This window comes from Dubosiella muris (assembly GCF_004793885.1).
GTDB classification, from domain to species: Bacteria; Bacillota_I; Bacilli_A; order Erysipelotrichales; family Erysipelotrichaceae; genus Dubosiella; species Dubosiella muris.
Genome location: NZ_SRYG01000021.1, coordinates 23,230 through 43,425, shown reverse-complemented (window position 1 = coordinate 43,425; position 20,196 = coordinate 23,230). Strand labels below are relative to the sequence as shown.

At 51.7% G+C, this 20,196-nt stretch carries 19 protein-coding genes; 15 read left to right on the top strand and 4 right to left on the bottom strand.

The genetic code is table 11. The features are described 5' to 3' along the window. The first annotated feature begins 90 nt into the window (after nucleotides 1-90). The 12 genes from E5336_RS09925 (at nucleotide 91) to E5336_RS12455 (ending at nucleotide 13,296) form a co-directional block, all read left to right on the top strand. Nucleotides 91-873, top strand: coding sequence for a hypothetical protein (locus E5336_RS09925; protein WP_135980965.1), 783 nt, complete (start codon nucleotides 91-93; stop codon nucleotides 871-873). 94 nt (nucleotides 874-967) lie between these two features. Then, nucleotides 968-2,374 (top strand): MBOAT family O-acyltransferase, encoded by a 1,407-nt coding sequence (locus E5336_RS09920; RefSeq protein ID WP_135980964.1) that lies wholly within the window; start codon nucleotides 968-970, stop codon nucleotides 2,372-2,374. A 15-nt stretch (nucleotides 2,375-2,389) separates the two neighbouring features. Further along, complete coding sequence (locus E5336_RS09915) at nucleotides 2,390-3,499, top strand: alginate O-acetyltransferase AlgX-related protein (protein ID WP_135980963.1); 1,110 nt, start codon at nucleotides 2,390-2,392, stop codon at nucleotides 3,497-3,499. A 9-nt stretch (nucleotides 3,500-3,508) separates the two neighbouring features. Next, nucleotides 3,509-3,649: a hypothetical protein gene (locus tag E5336_RS12620; RefSeq protein WP_277820849.1), complete on the top strand. Its 141-nt coding sequence runs from the start codon at nucleotides 3,509-3,511 to the stop codon at nucleotides 3,647-3,649. 58 nt (nucleotides 3,650-3,707) lie between these two features. Beyond that, nucleotides 3,708-4,481 (top strand): hypothetical protein, encoded by a 774-nt coding sequence (locus E5336_RS09910; protein WP_135980962.1) that lies wholly within the window; start codon nucleotides 3,708-3,710, stop codon nucleotides 4,479-4,481. A 144-nt stretch (nucleotides 4,482-4,625) separates the two neighbouring features. Then, nucleotides 4,626-5,393: a MurR/RpiR family transcriptional regulator gene (locus E5336_RS09905; RefSeq protein ID WP_168353637.1), complete on the top strand. Its 768-nt coding sequence runs from the start codon at nucleotides 4,626-4,628 to the stop codon at nucleotides 5,391-5,393. Nucleotides 5,394-5,496: 103 nt separating this feature from the next. Continuing rightward, nucleotides 5,497-7,176 (top strand): carboxylesterase family protein, encoded by a 1,680-nt coding sequence (locus E5336_RS09900; protein WP_135980960.1) that lies wholly within the window; start codon nucleotides 5,497-5,499, stop codon nucleotides 7,174-7,176. A gap of 74 nt (nucleotides 7,177-7,250) precedes the next feature. Then, complete coding sequence (locus E5336_RS09895) at nucleotides 7,251-8,291, top strand: YdcF family protein (protein ID WP_135980959.1); 1,041 nt, start codon at nucleotides 7,251-7,253, stop codon at nucleotides 8,289-8,291. Between the two features lie 335 nt (nucleotides 8,292-8,626). Beyond that, nucleotides 8,627-10,075 (top strand): MFS transporter, encoded by a 1,449-nt coding sequence (locus E5336_RS09890; RefSeq protein ID WP_135980958.1) that lies wholly within the window; start codon nucleotides 8,627-8,629, stop codon nucleotides 10,073-10,075. 324 nt (nucleotides 10,076-10,399) lie between these two features. Next, on the top strand, nucleotides 10,400-11,863 hold the full coding sequence (locus E5336_RS09885; RefSeq protein WP_135980957.1) for an MFS transporter: 1,464 nt from the start codon (nucleotides 10,400-10,402) through the stop codon (nucleotides 11,861-11,863). Between the two features lie 196 nt (nucleotides 11,864-12,059). Beyond that, nucleotides 12,060-13,109: a hypothetical protein gene (locus tag E5336_RS09880; protein ID WP_135980956.1), complete on the top strand. Its 1,050-nt coding sequence runs from the start codon at nucleotides 12,060-12,062 to the stop codon at nucleotides 13,107-13,109. Between the two features lie 28 nt (nucleotides 13,110-13,137). Then, on the top strand, nucleotides 13,138-13,296 hold the full coding sequence (locus E5336_RS12455; RefSeq protein ID WP_168353636.1) for a hypothetical protein: 159 nt from the start codon (nucleotides 13,138-13,140) through the stop codon (nucleotides 13,294-13,296). Between the two features lie 79 nt (nucleotides 13,297-13,375). On the opposite strand, the gene E5336_RS09875 is transcribed toward E5336_RS12455, so the two are convergent. Genes E5336_RS09875 through E5336_RS09860 form a run of 4 tightly spaced genes read right to left on the bottom strand, consistent with a single transcriptional unit; the run spans nucleotide 13,376 to nucleotide 16,863 of the window. Further along, nucleotides 13,376-14,659 carry a carbohydrate-binding domain-containing protein gene (locus E5336_RS09875; protein ID WP_168353635.1) on the bottom strand — a complete coding sequence of 428 codons (1,284 nt, stop codon included), beginning with the start codon at nucleotides 14,657-14,659 and terminating at the stop codon, nucleotides 13,376-13,378. After that, on the bottom strand, nucleotides 14,656-15,324 hold the full coding sequence (locus E5336_RS09870) for a DUF4956 domain-containing protein (protein WP_135980954.1): 669 nt from the start codon (nucleotides 15,322-15,324) through the stop codon (nucleotides 14,656-14,658). Before E5336_RS09870 ends, E5336_RS09875 begins: the two co-directional genes overlap by 4 nt. Then, nucleotides 15,291-15,962 carry a polyphosphate polymerase domain-containing protein gene (locus tag E5336_RS09865; RefSeq protein WP_135980953.1) on the bottom strand — a complete coding sequence of 224 codons (672 nt, stop codon included), beginning with the start codon at nucleotides 15,960-15,962 and terminating at the stop codon, nucleotides 15,291-15,293. The genes E5336_RS09870 and E5336_RS09865 overlap by 34 nt, the downstream gene beginning before the upstream one ends. Before the next feature lie 58 nt (nucleotides 15,963-16,020). After that, nucleotides 16,021-16,863: a MurR/RpiR family transcriptional regulator gene (locus E5336_RS09860; protein WP_135980952.1), complete on the bottom strand. Its 843-nt coding sequence runs from the start codon at nucleotides 16,861-16,863 to the stop codon at nucleotides 16,021-16,023. Nucleotides 16,864-17,120: 257 nt separating this feature from the next. Here E5336_RS09860 and gnd point away from each other — a divergent pair, with 257 nt between their 5' ends. Genes gnd through E5336_RS09845 form a run of 3 tightly spaced genes read left to right on the top strand, consistent with a single transcriptional unit; the run spans nucleotide 17,121 to nucleotide 20,188 of the window. After that, the gene (gene gnd / locus E5336_RS09855) at nucleotides 17,121-18,020 is read left to right on the top strand and encodes a phosphogluconate dehydrogenase (NAD(+)-dependent, decarboxylating) (RefSeq protein ID WP_135980951.1); all 900 of its coding nucleotides are present in this window, start codon (nucleotides 17,121-17,123) and stop codon (nucleotides 18,018-18,020) included. Nucleotide 18,021: 1 nt separating this feature from the next. Continuing rightward, entirely contained in the window at nucleotides 18,022-19,029 is a 1,008-nt protein-coding gene (locus tag E5336_RS09850; RefSeq protein ID WP_135980950.1) for a D-isomer specific 2-hydroxyacid dehydrogenase family protein, read from the top strand. A gap of 49 nt (nucleotides 19,030-19,078) precedes the next feature. Beyond that, complete coding sequence (locus E5336_RS09845) at nucleotides 19,079-20,188, top strand: iron-containing alcohol dehydrogenase family protein (protein ID WP_135980949.1); 1,110 nt, start codon at nucleotides 19,079-19,081, stop codon at nucleotides 20,186-20,188. Nucleotides 20,189-20,196 lie beyond the last annotated feature (8 nt).

Below are 20,196 nucleotides of genomic sequence, written 5' to 3'. Positions count from 1 at the left end.
GAATTGACAAAATAAAACAAAGACAGTTAAAATTACGGTATAAAATTAAATGAATTGTAGGAAACCTACAATCAGAAAGGAAAATTGAGTATGGGAAACATGAAAAAACTGACCGGCGCGGCCCTGGCGCTGACGATGTTGTTGGGAGGCACGCCGATCTGGGCGCAGACCGATGACAGCTCGACAAGTACGGATGTGGACAAATCCCCGACCATTACCGATTTGAAGCAGAACACGCCATACGGAACCGGAACTACAGTAGTGGATGCCGATGGAATGGAAACAACGACTCTTTTATTCAAAAAAGATGTTTCTGAAAAGATGTATGAGGAGTTACAAAAGCCAAACGCGGTAAGAGACATTATCGAAAAGGCGGGATTTGATGTCCCGAAAGACGCGAATGTCGTTTTGCTTGGCGCCGGAGACTATGAGAGTTATGTTCAGAAACTTCCTGCAAATCGTCCTGTCGGCGTTGGATCGACCAGTGCCGAAAAAGTGGATCTTCCGGAAGGCGGCATGGACTTCGAGTTTAACGTATGGCCGCAATACCAGGAACTTTGGAAAGGCTTGAAGGCCGGTGACACCATTTATGTCATGCACCAGTTGAAAAACGGCGCCTGGGAAGTGATGGAAGCCACGCTGGAAGAAACTGAAGGAGAAGCGGCCATTGGTACGCAAAAAGGCTTGAAGTTCAAACTTCATTTAGACAGCCTGTCCCCAATCGCGTTCGTCAAAGTCATGTCCGATGGCACCGTTGTGAAACTAGACAAAGAGGAAGTGGAAAAACCAGCGGATTCGTTGGCCGGTTCCACGAAACCTACGAGTGCCAAAAAACTTGTTTCTGTGAAGAAATCGCCAAATACCGGTTTCTAAAATCAATGTTCGAAATCATCTACCGTTAAGACCTTGGTTGTCGTCAAGGTCTTTTTGGTTGCTTGTTGTGTAAAGAAAGAAAGGGAAGAGAACGATGTTGTTTCCAAGTGAGATTTTTTTGTTTCTTTTTCTGCCGCTTGTTCTCGTCCTGTACTTTGGACCGTTGCGAAACAAGCCGCAAGGAAAGAACTGGCTTTTGTTGGCGGCCAGTTTGTTGTTTTACGCGTACGGCGAACCCGTGTTCGTGCTGTTGATGCTCGTCATGATCGGGATTCATTACACGGCCGGATGGCTCGTATGGAAGATCCGGGCCCGACGGTTGAATCTTTCACCGCGTCTTGTCATCTTTTTGACCGTGGTGCTCGACCTGCTTATTTTAGGCTACTTCAAATACGCCGATTTTCTCATCAGCAATTTGAACAACATGCTTGGATGGAATTTGGAATTGATCGGCAACCGCATTCCGGTCGGAATCTCTTTTTTCACGTTCCAAGCCATTTCGTTTGTCGTGGATATGGCAAGGGATCCAAAGCCGAAAAAGCCGCTCATTCAAGATACGGCGCTGTACATCTCGTTTTTTCCTCAGCTCATCGCCGGGCCGATCGTGCGCTACAACACGGTCGCCGAAGAAATTCGCGAACGCCATGAAAACCTCGACGACTTCGCCCGCGGCGTGAACCGCTTCATCATCGGTTTGGGGAAAAAGGTGCTGCTCGCCAACCAGTTCGCCGTCGTCGCCGACGCCGCGTTCGCTACCAACGCCGTCAATTCCGTTTTAATGTTTTGGCTAGGCGCGTTTTCCTATACTCTCCAAATCTTTTACGACTTCGCCGGGTATTCGGACATGGCCATCGGTTTGGGCTGGATGTTTGGATTCCACTTTGAGGAAAATTTCAACTATCCGTACTTGTCCCGCTCGGTTTCGGAGTTCTGGCGCCGCTGGCACATGTCGCTTCAGACGTGGTTTCGCGACTACGTGTACATTCCGCTGGGCGGCTCGCGCGTCAAGACCCGTTCCCAGCTCGTGTTCAACTTGTTTGTCGTCTGGCTGCTCACCGGCATCTGGCATGGCGCCAACTGGACCTTCATTTGCTGGGGACTCATGTACTTCCTGCTTTTGCTGCTGGAACGCTTTACGAGCATCCAGCAACGACTCGGCAAGTTTTCCTGGCTGTACACGTTTTTGTTCGTCATGCTCGGCTGGGTGCTTTTTCGAAGCGACTCCATCACCCAGGCCATCCATTATTTGGGCGGAATGGCCGGCCTCGGCGCGAAAGGCTTTATGGGGGAGGCGTTCGTGCAGTATTTGCGCCAGTACGGCATTTGGTACGTGGCCGGCATCGTGTGCTGCTGTCCGGTCTTTCCCGTCATTGAACGAATGTTCCGCAAAAAGCCGGCCTACCAGCTCGTCGCCGGACTGGCCACGCTGGCCATTTTCGCAGCCAGTGTCCTGTACATCTTTTCCAACGCGTACAACCCGTTTATTTACTTTAACTTTTAGAAGGGAAAACAGAAAATGAATCCAACGAAGAAAAAGAAACTCCGTAAACGAAGCACACCGGGCGAGCGCATCGTCAGCCTTTGTTTTTGCGTGTCCATCGTGTCGCTTGGCGCGTTCACCCTCGTCAGGCAGGGCCTTTCCATCTTCTCGCCTGCGGCGGAAAAGAGCGCGGTCGTCGCCGGCCATGAGATAGAACAAGCCAAACAGGAAGAAGAAAAGGGAGAAGGCGCCAACGGCATGCAAAAGTTTTTAAACGGCTTTTCCGAAAACATTCCCGGCAAGGAGGAGGGCGCCAAATTCACGACCAAGCTGACGAACGCCTTTTCCGGCAACACGTTCATCGAATCGACCCGCGTACTCCTTGGCAAGGATGGCTGGCTCTTTTACAAAGCGACCGACGACGGCGATCCGGTTTCGGATTTTCAAGGCGTCAACCGGTATGCCGAAAGCGATATGGCCGCCATCGCCGCCAAGTTGTGCGCCGAACGCGACGTCATCGAAGCCAAAGGCGTGCAGTTCGGCATCCTGTCCATTCCGAACAAAGCCAATGTGTACCCGGAACTCATGCCGGCAACGATCACGCGCGACAACGACGTCTCGCGCACCGACGAGCTGTTCGACTATTTGGCGAAAAACACCGACTTGCGCGTCGTCAACGCCAAAAACTCGCTGATGGATGAACGACAAAACCATCAGCTCTACTACTCGACCGACACGCATTTCAACGCCATTGGCGAGTTTGTGACCGCCATGGACGTCCTGAACTTGTTCGGGCAGCCCGCCGACTCGCTCAAAAATGTGAAGTTCAACGAGCTCTACAACAACTACGCCGGGGATCTCGCCCTGCTTTGCGACATGCAGTCCGAATTCGCCCAGGATACGTTTTACGAGCTCGATCCGTCCAGTGAAAATCCCGAAGCCAAGTCCACGAAAAACGTTTTGATTATCGGGGACTCGTTTGGCGAACGGCTTGTCAACACGCTCGACGAGTATTATGGCGACGCGACGTACGTGAACATTTGGTCGTTCACCCCGGACATGATTGACGAGCTACATCCCGACATCGTGCTGTGGGAGTGTGCCGAACGCTACACCGACCGCCTGAACTGGGTATCGCTAATATAGAATCCGAATATGGTGGATACGCTCCGCCATTTTTTATTTGAAGCCTTTTTTGATAGGATGAGTGATACTTATATCACAGTAGTTGTTCGGTTTATTATTTCTATAAAAAGTCAAAAAAGTATTGACAAAATCAACGGGGGGGGGGGGTAAAATTTTTTTATCGAAAACAGAATTGTATCGCGCATACAATCAGAAAGGAAAAGTGAATATGGGAAGCATGAAAAAACTGACCAGCACTGCGCTGGCGCTCATGATGCTGCTTGGAGGCACGCCGATCTGGGCGCAAACCGACGACAGCTCGACAAGTTCGGATGTGGATAAGTCGCCAACGATCACAGACTTGGCGCAAAACGCGCCATTTGGTGAAAGCAACAAAGTCGTCGATGAAAACGGGCAGGGAACGGTCACGGTTGTGGACAGCGTCGCCATTTCCGAAAAGACGTACGAGGAACTCACAAAACCGGACGCGATGAAAAACATCATCGAGAAAGCCGGGTTCGACGTGCCAAAAGACGCGAATGTCGTCCTGCTGGGCGCGGGTGATTATTCCGCGAAGGAATACTTTTGTTCCGGGAACACGTATTACGGGTATGGAGAGCCAGTCGAAATTCCGGAAGGTGGAATGGACATTGAATTTCGAGCGTATCCGGAGTATGACGAACTTTGGAAAGGTCTGCAAGACGGCGACTCCATCTACGTGCTCCACCAGTTGAAAAACGGTACGTGGGAAGTCGTGGAGACGACGGTGCAGCTAAACCAGGACGGGGTAACGGACGAATTGTCCTTTACCATTCGTTTGGACAGCCTCTCGCCAATCGCGTTTGTCAAAGTGATGTCGGATGGCACGGTAGTCAAACTCGACAAAGAGGAAGTGGAACAAACGGGCACAACGTTGAAGCCGGGCTCCAGCTCTGCTGTGAAAAATATGAGCACGACAAAGCAACAGCTTTCTGTGAAGAAATCACCGAATACCGGTTTCTAAAAAATATTCTAAATCATCTACCGATTCGATCCTGGTTTGCCGCCAGGATCTTTTTTCTTTTTCGAGAATGTGAATATAATGTTATACTGAAAGGCAAGAAAGAAAGTTTCACCCATAGAAAGAGAGAAATCAGAGATGAGAGTGATGCCTTATTCTTTATACGACCGCCTGCTTCCATGTTTGACGCGAAACGCCGACTCCAACCAGGCCATCGCGATGTATGTGCTCAAGCATTTGTCCGAAATTCCGACGTGCTCGATTTTTCAGCTTGCCAAACAAAGCCACGTGTCGCCATCGTCCGTATCGCGGTTCGTGCAAAAGATTGGCTTTGAGGACTACACCGAATTTCGCGACTACGTGGAAGAGGAACTTGGCCGCAACGACGTCTACAGCTTCAGCCATCCTGTCGAGAACCGGCCGTTTTCGCCTCCCTATTCGCGAGAACAGCTCACCGCGTTTTTTCAAACGCTTCCCGCCATGCTGGAACACGCGTTTTCCACCCAAACGTGCCGGATGATCGAAACATTGTGTCAGACGATGAAAGCGAAGCCAAACGTGTACTTTCTTGGCTTGCGCAGCATGCGGATGGTCATGGAGCACATCGCCAACGAGCTCATGCCCTTCGGGCTGGTCGCCACGATGATTGGCGAACCCAAGGAAATCACGACGCCAAGGGAAACGAACGCGCTCGTGCTCTTCTCGATGCATGGCCACTATTTCCGGCTCAAACCGCCCCAAAAGAAACAAGAGCTAGTCGAAAAAAGCGACGCGGTCTTTGTGATCTCGCAAACCGGAAACGCCCAGGGGCTGCCGCTCATCCGGCTTGGCAAGTGCGCCACGTCGTGGGCGGACTCGATTGTCTGGACTCTACTTGCCGAACAAGTCGTTTACACGTATAAATTTCTGGCATAATATTCAATTTCAACTTATGAAACATGGCTGATTTTCCGCTTTTTTCCTCTATAATGAAGGCGTGAAAGCGCTAACACATAAAAGGGAGAAAGAGGATAAAACTATGAATGCTCGATTTTTTAAGCTGCTGGCAAGCGCCGCGCTGGCCTTGTCTTTGACGGCTTGTTCGAACACGACCGAAACGCCGAAAGAGGAAGCGCCAAAAGCCGAGGAGCTTGTGCGCGCCACCGAGTACGGCAAGGTCAAAGGCGTCGAGGAAAACGGCGTCGAAGCGTATTACGGCATCCCGTATGGAAAGGAACCAGTCGGCGACTTGCGATGGAAAGCGCCACAGGATCCGGACAAATGGGACGATGTGAAAGACGCGACGCAGAAAGAGGAGGTGGCGATGCAGTCGACCTCCACGACCAACGAAAAGGGAGAAACCGTTGTGGAGGCGACCGGCTCGACCGACTGCCTGAATTTGGATGTCTACACTACAGAAGACGCCAAAGACAAGCCAGTACTCGTATACATCCATGGCGGCAACAACCAGACGGGCAGCTCGTTTGAGATTCCGGGCTTCGACATGGTCGAAACCGACGATCTTGTGTATGTTTCCGTCAACTACCGGCTTGGATTGCTTGGCTTCAACAACTTGCCGGCGCTGCTGGACGACGAAAACAACACCGGCAACTTCACGATGCTCGATTTGGCCAAAGCGCTGGCATGGGTCAAGGACAACATCGCCAACTTTGGCGGCGATCCAAACAACGTCACCGTGTCGGGATTTAGCGCGGGCGGCCGCGACGTCATGGCCATGCTCGTCTCGCCAACGTTCGAAGGTTTGTTCGACAAAGCCATCGCGTTCTCGGGCGGCATGACGATTGCCGAGGAAGACGCGTCCATCCAAAAAATCGCCGAAACGATTGCGCCGCTCGTTGTCGAAGATAAGGAAGCGGACAACGAGGAAGAGGCCGCAAAGTGGCTCATGAGCGACGACGAGAAAGTCCGCGACTACTTGTATTCGATTGATTCCGAACGGCTCGTGAAGCTGTTCCCGAACGCGGGCATCCGCATGGCGAAGTTCCCGCACTTGTACAACGACGGCGTCGTCATTCCGAAGGAAGGCTTCGACAGCGACTACGTCAACGACGTGCCGGTCATGATGGTTACCGGTTCCGAGGAGTTCACGATGTTTGGCGGCTTCGATCCATCCATTGAAAAGATGAAGGATCCGGATGCGGCGCGTGCGTTTATCGCGCAGTATGGCGGCGACTTCTACCGGATTTTCAACACGCAGCTGTCGGCTGAAAAGATGAGCGATACCTACAAGTCGAACATCTACTTGTGCCAGATCAACTATGGCGACCGCAACTCCGACCATCCGATCGAGGCGCTTGGCTCGTTCCACGGCATTTTCGTGCCGGCCATTTCGCCAACTCAAAACAACTACGCGGAAAGCTACGATTTCACCGAAGCGGGCTATGTGGCGATGGCCAAGGACTTCAACGAGTATTTGGCAAGCTTCGTCAAAGACGGCACGCCGGTGAGCGCAGACGCGGGCGTGGAATGGACGCCATGGACCGCCAAAGATCCGATGACGCTCGTGCTGGACGCCAAAGACGACAAAGCGGTTGTGAAGATGGAAGACGTGTCGACGACAAACGAAGCCATTATCGAGGCGATCGAGAGCGACAAGCTGGATGACGCCGACAAACAAACAATCGTTTCCACGATTATGAACGGTCGCTGGTTCTCGAGCGATCTCGACGAACATTTTAAAACACCAAGTCTTTGGTAAATCAAATTTGTGTTAGCGCGAAAGATGCCGAAAGGCGTCTTTTTTCTTATAATGAGAAAAAACGGAGGAGATCTATGCATTTCATAACGATTATGGGCCTGTTGTGGCTCGTCTCCATCGGGGTGTTTTGGGGTGTCATGAAATACAAGCCCCGAACATTGTGGAGCGGTTTTTCCTTTTTCTGGATGCTCGTTTTTAGCGGGCTGCTCGTGGTGACCATCGGATTCCAGTATTCGGATTGGATCGTACGCCATCAGGCGCTGTTTATGGCGTTGAGCGTTTTGCTTGGCGTCGTCGTGCTCGGGCTGCTGTTTTTTCCATTCGCGGTCATTCTCACCTTTTTTGTCCAAGGCATCCGTATTTTGTTTAAAGAAGGGTTTCGATGGAGCAACTTTCTATCGTTGGCGTTCGCGTTCGGACTTCTTGTTTACGTCGTCGCGTTTCCATTGGCTTTTTCCGGCGCGAGCAGTCCGGTTGGCGTCCTGGTTTACGGGGCGGTTGGCATGGCGGTCACGTATTTGCTCAGCGTGCTGACGATTTTTTGTTTTTCCGCGATGCTCAATCTCATCCATTGGAAAAAGCGGCACGATCTGGATGCGATCATCGTGCTTGGCGCGGGCATTTTGCAGGAAAAAGTGACGCCGCTGTTAGCGAGCCGCATCGACCTGGGCATCAAGCTGCTTTACGAAAATCCCCATGCCGTTTTGATTTTGTCGGGCGGCCAGGGCGAGGGGGAAACGATTTCCGAAAGCGAAGCGATGTATGCATATTGCGTGGAACGAGGCGTCGATCCCAACCGGATGCGCCAGGAGTCGAATTCCAGAAACACCGAACAAAATCTGGCGTTTTCCTACGCCCTTCTCGACGATCCGAAGGCGAACATTGCGATTGTGACAACCCGCTACCATGTGTTCCGCGCCCTCGCCCTCGCCCGCAGAGCCGGTGTCGACTGCGTGGGATACGGTTCGAAGACGAAGTGGTATTTTACGTTGAACGCCTTGCTTCGCGAATTCGTCGGGTATTTGGCCCTGACGTGGCGCAGCCATTTGCGCATGCTGGCCGTTTTGGAAATCCCGTTTCTTCTTGTGTTTTTGATGGCGGGACTCTTCAACTGAGCCGCACAAGAGATTTCGCTCCAACGAGGGGATCTCTTTTTTTTTGCGTCAATTTTTGCACATTATAAAAATTGTTTTATAATCGCTTAACTAAATAGGCAAAAGCCGCTTTAAACCGCTTACATTGCGTTTATGTATGTACTTATATTGCAAAACATGTGCACAATTTTTGCAATATGCATAACAAAAAACGCAGTATTCAATTCGGACGAATTCTAGTATTGTATCTCATGTGCTCGTCGTGTTAGCGCTTTCAAAAGAGACGCGAAGTCTGGCTTTCTTTTGAAGACGTTAACCAAAGCGGGCCGGGAAACATAGAAAAGGAGATTCAAAATATGATCAATGTTTCAGATGCGAAAGCAAAAGCGGCGCTTCGTCAGGAAGAAGAGCGCGCCGCGCATAGACCTTTTGGCTGGAAAGATAAAATCGCCTACATGTGCGGGGATTTCGGAAACGATTTCTTCTTCATTTTGGCATCCAGCTTCTTGATGGTGTTTTATACAAACGTTCTTGGAATTCCGGGCGCTTTAGTCGGTACGCTGTTTTTGGTGAGCCGCTGCGTGGACGCCTTCACCGACATCGGGATGGGACGGATCGTGGACCGCAGCCAGCCAACGGCCGCAGGGCGTTACCGTCCATGGATCAAACGGATGATGATTCCTGTCGTGACGGCCGGTGTTTTGATGTTCGTGCCTTGGGTGGCCAACCTGCCTTACGGCGTGCGTGTCGCCTACATCTTTATTACTTACATTCTTTGGGGAAGTTTCTGCTATACGGGTATCAACATTCCGTACGGCTCGATGGCTTCGGCCATTACCGACAAGCCGGGCGAGCGCGCGATGCTTTCGACATTCCGTTCGATTGGCGCGTCCCTGGCGGGTATGTTTGTCGGATCGCTGACGCCGTTGTTCGTGTATACGACAGATGCGGCGGGCAACCAGGTGCTGCAAGGAAACCGCGTCTTCATCGTGGCGTGCGTATTCGCCCTTCTGGCACTCATCTGCTATACGATTTGCTATAAATGGTCGACCGAGCGCATTGTCGTGGACAATTCGAGTCAGAAACAGCTGTCCGCAAAAGACCTTGTGAAGGCTCTCGCGACCAACCGCGCCCTGCTTTCCATGATCGCGGCTGCCATCGTTTCGCTGCTTTCCATGCTTTTGGCGCAGTCGATGAATATGTACTTGTACATGGATTACTTTAAAAACATCGGCGCGATGTCCGTTGCCGGTATGATGATGACGGTTTGCACGCTTTTGCTTGCGCCATTCTCCGGAAAGATCGCCGCGAAATTTGGCAAGAAGGAAGCGTCCGCGGTCGGACTGCTGTTCTCGGCTGCCATTTACGCCTTCTTGTTTATCGCCCGCATTCAAAACGCGTGGGTATATTGTGGAATTCTGCTGTTCGCCAATTTGGGATCGGGAATTTTCAACTTGATGTTGTGGGCGTTCATTTCCGACGTCATCGACTACCAGACGGTGCAGACAGGTTCTTGCGATGGCGGAACGGTGTATGGCGTGTACTCGTTCTCGCGTAAGATCGGCCAGGCGCTTGCCGGCGGATTGGGCGGTTTCGTGATCAGCGCGATTGGCTATCAGGTAAGCACAGGACAAGCCATCGTGCAAAGCGCCTCGGTAACGAACGCGATTTACTCGGTCACGACGGGTGTTCCGGCCATTGGCTTTGTGATCATTGCGCTGATTTTGATCTTCTGGTACCCGCTTTCGAAAAAGAAAATGGCGGAAATCAAAACTAAGCTTGACGCGATGAATAAGGAAGTTTAAGGAAGTCATTTATAAATACCGCGGATCCTCATACAAGGGTCCGCTTTTTTTACAGATTGTTAAAATTGTTTTAGATCACTTAAAGTAAAAAGTTAAACAAATATAAAAACCACGAAGAAAAGGCAGGATTCAGAGTATAAGTATATATATTTAATAATTACTTAATGAACAAGAAATGCAAACAGAATCGCAAGAAACGTAGTATGTTTAAAGTTTCACAAGTGATATTCTAAATGTGTTAACGATGTTAGGGCTTTCACAAAGAGAAAGAGGGGTTCCTTTGTGAATTTGCTTCAATTAAAAATGAAAAGGAGAATATAAATTATGCTGAATGTTTCAGATGCGAAAACAAAAGCCGTGCTCCAGCAGGAAGAAGAGGCGGCTCAAAAGCCATTCGGATTGAAAGACAAAATCGCCTACATGTGTGGAGATTTCGGAAACGATTTCTTCTTCATTATGGCGTCCAGCTTTTTGATGGTATTTTACACTAACGTATTGGGAATTCCGGGCGCGCTGGTCGGAACGCTGTTTTTAGTAAGCCGGTGCGTGGACGCGTTCACCGACATCGGTATGGGTCGTATCGTCGACCGCAGCAAGCCGACAGCGGAAGGACGCTACCGTCCGTGGATCAAGCGCATGATGCTGCCAGTCGTGGCGGCGGGCGTGCTTCTGTTCGTGCCTTGGGTGGCGGAACTGCCATATGGCGTGCGCGTAGCGTACATCTTCATCACATACATTCTTTGGGGAAGCTTCTGCTATACAGGCATCAACATTCCGTATGGTTCGATGGCTTCGGCAATCACCGACAAGCCGGCAGAGCGTACAATGCTTTCGACATTCCGCTCGATTGGAGCCGCGCTGGCCGGCATGATCGTCGGTTCGGTGACGCCGCTCTTTATTTACACGACAGATGCGGCTGGCAACCAGATCCTGCAAGGCGACCGCGTGTTCATGGTGGCTTGCGTATTTGCCATCCTGGCGCTGATCTGCTACACGATTTGCTACAAGTGGTCGACTGAGCGGATCATCGTGGACAACGCGGATCAAAAACAGCTGTCCGCGAAAGAGCTTGTGAAGGCGCTTGCGACAAACCGCGCGCTCGTTTCGATTATCGTGGCGGCGATCGCGTTGCTGCTCGCGATGCTCATGACGCAGTCGATGAACATGTACTTGTACATGGACTACTTCAAAAACATTGGCGCGATGTCCGTTGCCGGCTTGCTCGGAACGGCTTGCACGCTGCTGCTCGCCCCATTCTCCGGCTGGATCACGGTAAAATTTGGCAAGAAGGAAGCGTCCGCAGCCGGACTGCTGTTCTCGGCCGCGATTTACGCCATCTTGTTTTTCTCGAAAATCACGAACGCCTGGGTATACTGCGCGTTCCTGCTGCTGGCCAACTTGGGCTCCGGTTTGTTCAACCTGATGATTTGGGCGTTCATCTCCGACATCATCGACTACCAGACGGTACAGACCGGCTCTTGCGATGGCGGTACGATTTACGGTGTATACTCGTTCTCGCGTAAAATCGGTCAGGCGCTTGCCGGCGGACTGGGCGGATTTGTAATCAGCGCCATCGGCTATCAGGTCAGCACGGGCGGACAGGCTATCGTGCAAACCAAGGAAGTCACAGACGCGATCTACGCCGTGACAACCGGTGTGCCAGCCGTTGGATACGCTTTGATCGCATTGATTTTGATCTTCTGGTACCCGCTTTCGAAAAAGAAAGTGGCTGAAGTCAAAGCGAAACTCGACGAAATGAACAAGGAAGTCGAAGAAAGCCTTTCTTAATCCAAATGAATTGTAAGCACCCGCTTCGGCGGGTGTTTTTATTATATATACTTATAATATTTATGGATAAAAGCAAAAAAGAAAACAATCATTCTGTATTTATGGTATGATTGTTTCAACAAGGAAGAGATAGGAGGGGATTCTTTATGAACAAACACAAACCAAGCCGGAACAGGATGAGGAAAGGACGGGATGAATGATGGCATTTCCGTTTGCGGCAACATCAAGACCATCCTTTATCCGGGAGGATGTGGTATTGTATGGATGGAAGAAAAACTCGCTTTCCGAAAGTTTGGATAGCACCGAGTACCGGGCGGCGTACGACGCGGCGTGCAAGCGGCTGTTGTCGGAAAAATCGGTTTTGGCCCGGATCGTGAAAGCGTGTATTCCGGAATTTAAGGATATCGACGTCGAGGACATCGAGTCGTTCTATATCGAAGGGACGCCGTATGTGAGCGCCGTCCCTTTGCATCGGGACACGTCGCGGATCGTTGGGATGAACACGGAAGACGCGAGCGTTTTGGAAGGAACGACCGCTTTCGACATTTTGTTTCATGTGCTGCTTCCAAAAAGCCGAGAGAGAGTCAAGGTTTTTGTCGATCTGGAAGCGCAAAACAAGTTTTATCCGGGCTATCCGCTGGAATCGCGGATGGTGTACAACATGTGCCGGATGGTTTCGCGCCAGTATGGAACGGAGTTCAAAAACTCGCGCTATGGAGAGATCAAAAAGTGCTATTCGATTTGGATTTGCAACGATCCGGCGCAGGAATGCGCGAACAGTATGAACCATTACCATATCACGGAAGAACGCGTGGCGGGGAACATGAAAAGAAACCCGGAAAACTACGATTTGATTTCGGGGATCCTGATCACGCTGGGCGATGAAAAACAGGAAAGATACGAAGGGATTTTCAAGATGCTGGATGTTTTATTGTCGAACACGATGGAAGCGGCCGACAAGAAAAGGATCCTGGAGGAAGAGTACAAGATCCCAATGACGGAGAAATTCAATAAGGAGGTAGAGGATATGTGCAATTTGAGCATGGGCGTGTATGAATCCGGACATGTGGATGGGTATGAAGATGGATATGAGAAAGCTATGTTCGCCACGGCTCGCCGGATGTTAAAGCGCAATCGGTTGACGATTGAAGAAATCGCGGAAGATACCGGGCTTTCAATCGAAGATGTGCAGGCTTTGAAGAAAGAAATGGAGCAATCGGAATATCACAGCAAAGTGATCCAATAAGAAGGGGAAAGATATGTGCAATTTGAGCATGGGCGTGTATGAGTCCGGCTATGAGAAAGCTGTGTTCGCCACAGCTCGCCGGATGCTGGATCTAAAGCAATTTACTGTTGAGGTCATTGCGAAAGTAACCGGGCTTTCAGTCGAGAAGGTCCAGGCTTTGAAGAAGGAAATGGAATCTTTGCGTTAAATAGGATGGAGTATCGAATCGCTCGTCGCTTGGCGGGCGATTTTTTACGTCATCAAAAAAGACCGTCGTTTTAACGGTCTTATCGCCGGGGTGGTTGTGGATTTCCAAAACCACCTTGCGGTCCCGGTCCTTCCTGCACGTTTCCAATCGTGTTGACGCCTTGCGACAACGTCACCGATTCGCCAAGCACCGAAAGCGAGTCGCCCGTCTGGAACTGTCCATCGTATACGAGCAGCACTTCGAAAGCGTGCGTCGGGGTAAACGAAAGCAGGGATTTTCCGTTTTGCTCAATTTGCACGTTCGAACCAGCGCTTTGCGGCAAGCCGGCCATCAGCGAAGGGAATTCGCTATCCAGTGTTTCCACCATCCCCGCATATCCGCTCGCGACCAGCGTGCCGCCCGTAAACGTGCCTTCCTGGTCGAAGTCGAGCGCGAAATCGCCGCCGCTTTCCGGGCCATACACGAAGGTCGTGCCACCCGATACCCGCAGCGAGCCATTTGAATCCAGCCCATCGCCATTGGCCGTCACGCTCGTCTGCCCGCCCGTGATCTCAATGAGACAATCCGAAGACGACTGGGAAAACGGATCCATGCCGTCTGTATCTTTTCCGTCTGGATCGCTGGCGTTGATGCCGTCGTCTGCGGCCGTGATCGTCGTGTTCCCGCCATGGATCGCCACTGTCTGGCCTTCGATGCCTTCCTGCGCGCTGTCAATCGTCAGCGTGCCACCATTTACGACGACCGGGCCAGTCGCGTGCAAGCCGTCACCTTGCGCGTTCAGCGTCAGCGTCCCGCCCTCGATCGAGATGGAGCCAAGCTCGCCATCCTTGTTTTTCGTGGACGCGATGGCGTGGTCGCCCGATTCCACGTTGATCGCGCCATTCTGGATCGTTACGCCATCCTTTCCCTTGATGCCGTCATTGGCGCACGAAATGGCGTACGTTCCCGACTCAATCGTGATCGTGTCTTTGGAAAACACGCCATGGTCGGCCGCGCCCTCGATCGTCAACGATCCTTCTCCCTTCAACACAAGCGGGCAGTCGGCATAGATGGCCGCCTTCGCGTCCTCCTCTGAACTGGATCCGCCCGTCGCGGAACGCACGATCGAATCGCCCTTTAAAACGATGGTCGCGCTTTTCGCGTTTTGGATCATAATCGAATCCACATCCGCGTCCTCCAGCGTGACCGTCACATCGCCCTCGCTGTCGATAACGACCGGTTCTTCCACGGTGCCGGAAAGGGTGCGGCTGTTCGCGGATGCGGTTTCGTTCGATGGGGTTTGTTCCGTTGTTGTCTGGCTTCCGGTTGCCGGCGCGGCGCATCCAGCCAGGGCGAGCAGCGCGATCAACCCGAACTTTTTCATAGCGATTCCTCCATCGCCACGGCGGTGTACAAGGAAATCGGCAGGTTGCCGTTGCATATGCGCAAGTCGTCGATCAGCGCCTTGGACGCCACGTTCTTTTTTAAATCGACTTCGTATTCCGCCTCGAACAACGAGCCCAGGTTGCTCGTCTTCAGGCGCCGCAAGGAAAACGACGTCGTGTACTCGCGCAGCACCGAATCGAACACGTCCACCGACTCGATCGTTTCCGGCATCGTGATTTTCAGCGTTTTGCGCCTTGCCGGCGTTTCGCCAAAGCGGGAAAGGTGGAGGACAACGGACAGCGCGCTCATCGCGGCCGTAAAAAACAAGGCGAAGCCGATTTGCCCCATACCGGTCGCCAGGCCAACCGCCATCGCTAAAAAGATCGTCGACATTTCCTTGCTCGTGCCCGGGGTGCTGCGAAAGCGGACAAGCGAGAACGCCCCCATGATCGCGACACCCGTGCCAAGATTTCCATTGACGAGCAGAATAATCGTCTGGATGATGGCCGGCAGCAGGACGATGGACGAAATGAAACTTTTTGAATACGTGTTTTTAATCGTATACGCGCCGGCAATCACGAAGCCGCAAAACAAAGACGCGGCCAGACACGTTGCGAACTGTGTGACCGTCAGCGCGTTGGAATCAATGAAACTGGTGAACATACACCCTCCTTTGCTAAATAACGGGAATAAATCATGCCATATTTGGAGCATGAACATGGAAAGATTTTCAGCGCGCTTAAAATTTGGCCAAGCCACACCGGAATGGCGTTTTTTGTTTTGATTTCCATAATGATTTCTTCCTGTTCAAACAAAAGCCGTTCCGTGTCGTGAGGAAGAAAATCAAACGTGTCGCATTGAAACCGGACACGAGCGTCGAACGTGATGCGCAAATCGGGATCGTCCGCTGAAACGAACGCCTGCCGGTCGTAGCTGATCGCGACTTTTGGAAGCGCGTGCGTGGTGTTTAAAAACCACTCAATCTCGCGCTTGATTTGCCGGATGGGCGCGTGCGTAAGCATCCGCCGCTTGTACACGGTTTTTCCCACTTTCTTTTTCAGTTCGATGAATACGTACGGCGAGCCCTCGTATTGGCGCATTCGCAGCTTTTCCTTGTAGCCAGGCTTGGATAAGGAACGGCGGATCATCGCGAAGTCATCCGTATCGTAATACACGTTGCGGACGACATAGCGTCCGTACCGGTCTTCTTGCAGGCGGCCGCGCAAAGCGTGCATGAGCTGCTGAAAGGCGTTTGGAGAAAGAATGTATTTTTGCTCATAGCGCTGAAAAATCGTTTCCATACCTGTACTGTAAGCCAAAAACCTTAAACGGAACTGAAAAAAGCGCCAGTTTTTAAAATTACTGGCGCGTGGAATTGACGATTTTGCGGATCCGGGTAAAGTACTCCGGATTCGAATCGGTTTTGATGGCGTACAACGTGAACAGCGTGTCAATAAGCATGAGATGGGAAATGCTGCTCGAAATGGCTTCCGGCCGGTATTTCGTCTCCTCGCTGACGCAAAAGAGGAACACGTCGCATTTACGGGTGAGCGGCGCCGAGGCGCTGCTCGTCACGACGATCGTCGGCACTTTGTTTTCGCGCAAAATATCCGCGATCCGCAAAATATCCTTGTTGCGCCCCGTATGGGAAATGACAAGCGCGCAGTCTTGCGGCGTCAACGTGCCCGACAGCATCAGCTGCATGTGGTAGTCGGCGAAAAAGCGGGTATCGAGCGATGTGCGCAAAAAACGCTGGCACGCCGCCTCGCCCATGATTTTGGAGGCGCCCAGTCCGAAGATGCCGCATTTTCTCGCGTTCGTCAAGATGGCGAGCGCCCGCGTCAAAGAGTCCTCGTTCAAAATGGCCAGCGTCGACGACAAAGAGCTGATGCCGTTTTGAAACGACGCCTTGGCGATGTTCATGATCGAGTCGGTTTCGTCGATTTCAGGAAAAAACACCTCTTTCGTATTTTCCTGCGTGTCGGCGAGCATCAGCCGCATTTCCTGATAGCTGTTGAAGCCGACGCGCTTGGTGAAACGCGAGATGGCGGAAGGGGAAACGTCGATGGCTTTGGCGAGCTCCTGAATGCTTAAATAGCACGTGTTGGCGTCGGCGTCTTTTAAATAGTCCGCGATTTTCCGCTCGGTCGGGGACATGTCTGGATAGATGGAATCGAGACGGCTGTAAAATTCTTTATTCATGATTTTGACTTCCTTTTCCGTTTTGAAAATTTTTTTCTTTTTTTTAATTCCATTGAATTATATTTTCGTCTTTTCATCGCAAAACGTTGAATATCTGAAAATAATTTTTATATTAGAATTTTAACCCGAAAAACCCGTTTCGTCTATCAAAATAATTGAAAAAAATTTTTAGTCATATGAGTATACAACATAAAAACTTTTTTTATAATAAACAGTGTAAGCGGTACCACTGAATGAATGAAGGAGGGAGATCAATCATGAAAGTACGAATGATCGGTCTTGGAAAAATGGGGCTGAACATCAGCCGGAACATGTTGGAACACGGCATCGACGTCGTCGGATTCGATATCGACGCCCATTCGCGCGACGAAGCGAAAAAAGACGGGATTGCCGTGGCGGAAAGTGTCGAGGCGCTGCTGGACGGCAGCGAAAGAAACATCGTCTGGTCCATGCTGCCAGCCGGTGAAATCACCGACGACATGATGCGCAAGCTGGCCGAACTTTTGAAGCCGGGCGATATCGTCATCGACGGCGGCAATTCCAACTACAAGGATTCGCTAAAACATTACGATTTGCTGAAGGAGCACGGCATCTATTTCCTGGACGCCGGGACTTCGGGCGGCATGAGCGGGGCGCGCTATGGCGCCAACTACATGATCGGCGGCGATCCGGAAGCGTTTGAAGTGGTGGAAGACGTTTTCCGAAAGACCGCGGCGCCCGATGGCTACTTGTACACGGGCAAGCCGGGCAGCGGACATTATTTGAAAATGGTGCACAACGGCATCGAATACGGCATGATGCAAGCCATCGCGGAAGGCTTCGACGTGCTCGAGCACTCGCGATACGACTATGACAACGCCAAAGTGGCGAAACTGTGGAACCACGGCTCGGTCATCCGAAGCTGGCTCGTCGAGCTCATGGAAGAAGCGTTCCAGGAAGATCCGAATCTGGAAAGCGTCAAAGGCGTCATGTTCTCCAGCGGCGAAGGCCAGTGGACGATCGAGGAGGCGCTGGATTTGAAAGTGCCGGTTCCTGTCATCGCGATGGCGCAAATGATGCGCAACCGCAGTTTGGAAGACGACACGTTCACCGGCAAAGTCGTCGCGTCCATGCGCAAAGGATTTGGCGGGCATTCCATCGTCAAAGAGGAAAAGTGACATGACGAAGCCTCATAAAATCGCGCTCGTCAACTCGAGCAGCTTTGGACGAATCTTTCCCGAACATGTGAAGCGGCTGGAAAAAATTGGCGAAGTCAAGCGGTTCACCGTTGATCAAAACATTCCCGGCGAAGAACTGGCGCGGCTGCTGGACGGATACGACTTGATCATTTCCAGCGTCACCCCGTTTTTCGACAAGACGTTTTTCGAAAACAAGGACAAGCTGCTGTTGATTTCCCGTCACGGCATTGGCTACAACAACATCGACTTGGAGGCGGCCAAAGCCCACGACACGCTCGTTTCGATTGTTTCTGCCTTGGTCGAGCGGGACGCGGTCGCGGAAAACAACGTCGCCAACTTGCTGGCGCTGATGCGCAAGACGTGGCAGTCCGCCACCGCCGCCCGAAACGACCGCTGGAAAGAGCGGGCCCAATACGTCGGCCACTCGCTGCTCCATAAAAAAGCCGGCCTGATCGGAATCGGCAACACCGGCAGTCTGGTGGCGCAAATCTTGCGCGGCGGATTTTTGTGTGAGGTGTGCGCGTACGATCCCAACGTGGACCAGCTGACGATGGACACCTACGGCGTGAAAAAAGTGGAACTGGATGAATTGCTTCGAACAAGCGACGTCATTTGCCTGTGCGCCAGCTTGAACGAAGACAACTATCATATGCTTTCTTTTGAAGAAGTGGAAAAAATGAAAAACGGCGTGTACATCTCCAACAGTGCCAGGGGGGCGCTTGTGGATGAACAAGCCGTCGTAGAAGGGTTGGAATCAGGAAAGATCGCGGGATTCGCGACGGATGTCCTCGAAGTGGAACCGGGACATGCCGACCATCCGTATTTGCGTTTCGACAATGTGATCGTGACGCCCCACACGTCTGCCTATACGATGGAGTGTCTGGAAAACATGGGCCTGAAATGCGTGGATGACATCGAAAAAGCGGTAAGGGGCGAATGCCCGGACCGCGCGGTCCAGCCTGTAAGCTCTTCTGTACTCCCACTATAGCATATTCATCGAAGAAACCCATCATAAAGAACCAAAGAAGGAAAAAAATATGCTGAACAATATGAAAATCAAATGCGGCCCTGAATACTACATGTATTGCGACAAGGCGATCGAAAACGAAGTGCCAAGTCTGCTGAAAGAACATCAGGCCAAAAACGTGCTCATCGTGCACGGAACGCGCTCCTGGCAAGTCGCCAAGCCGTTTCTCACCTTTTTGAACGATCCGAATTATCGTTTCGTCTATCACACCTACAGCGGCGAATGCAGCTACCAGGAAGCGGGCGTCCTCGACCAAATCATCCAAGACAACAACATCGACTTCGTCATCGGAGTCGGGGGCGGCAAGCTGTGCGACCTCGTCGGCGTCACCGGCCATCTGTCCAACGTGACGTATGGCGTCATCCCGACGCTGGCCAGCAACTGCGCGCCATGGACGCCGTTGTCCGTCATGTACAAGGAAAACGGGGAAGCCGAAGGCAAATCCGAACACTACAAGCGGCAGGCGGCGTTCCTGATTACCGATCCGAATCTCGTCATCGACTCGCCGGTTGAATACTTTATCGCCGGACTGGCGGACACGCTGGCGAAATGGTACGAGTCGGTCGCCATCCTCGAGCAGTCGTCGCTGGAAAACGAGCCGTTCCTGCAAATGGCCAAAGCCGCCACCGAAGTGTGCCGGCAAGCCATTTTGAACGATGGCTCCAAAGCGATCGAGGACATGAAACACAAAGTCGTTTCCGACGAATTCGTCCGGTTGTCGGAAATCATCATCGCGGTGGCCGGACTGGTTGGCGGTCTGGGCGACAAGTACGCGCGCAACGCCGCGGCCCACGCCTTGCATGATGGCATGGGCAAATACATCCCGGCCAGCCACGAGTACTTGCATGGCGAGAAAGTGGCGTACGGCATTTTGTACCAGCTCGCCCTGGAAGACAAATGGGACGAAATCGACGCGCTGATGCCGATGTACAAAGAGCTGAAGCTGCCGCTTTCGATGCATCAAATGAACTTGTATCCGCAAGACGAGCAAGTCGTCGACCAAATCGTCGCGTTCATGGATGGCAAGGAAAAAGTCCACCTGATTCCAATCGAAATCAATCCAGCCATTTTAAAAGACAAGCTGTTGCGGCTGGAAGACTACATGACGCGCTATCAATAAGAACAATA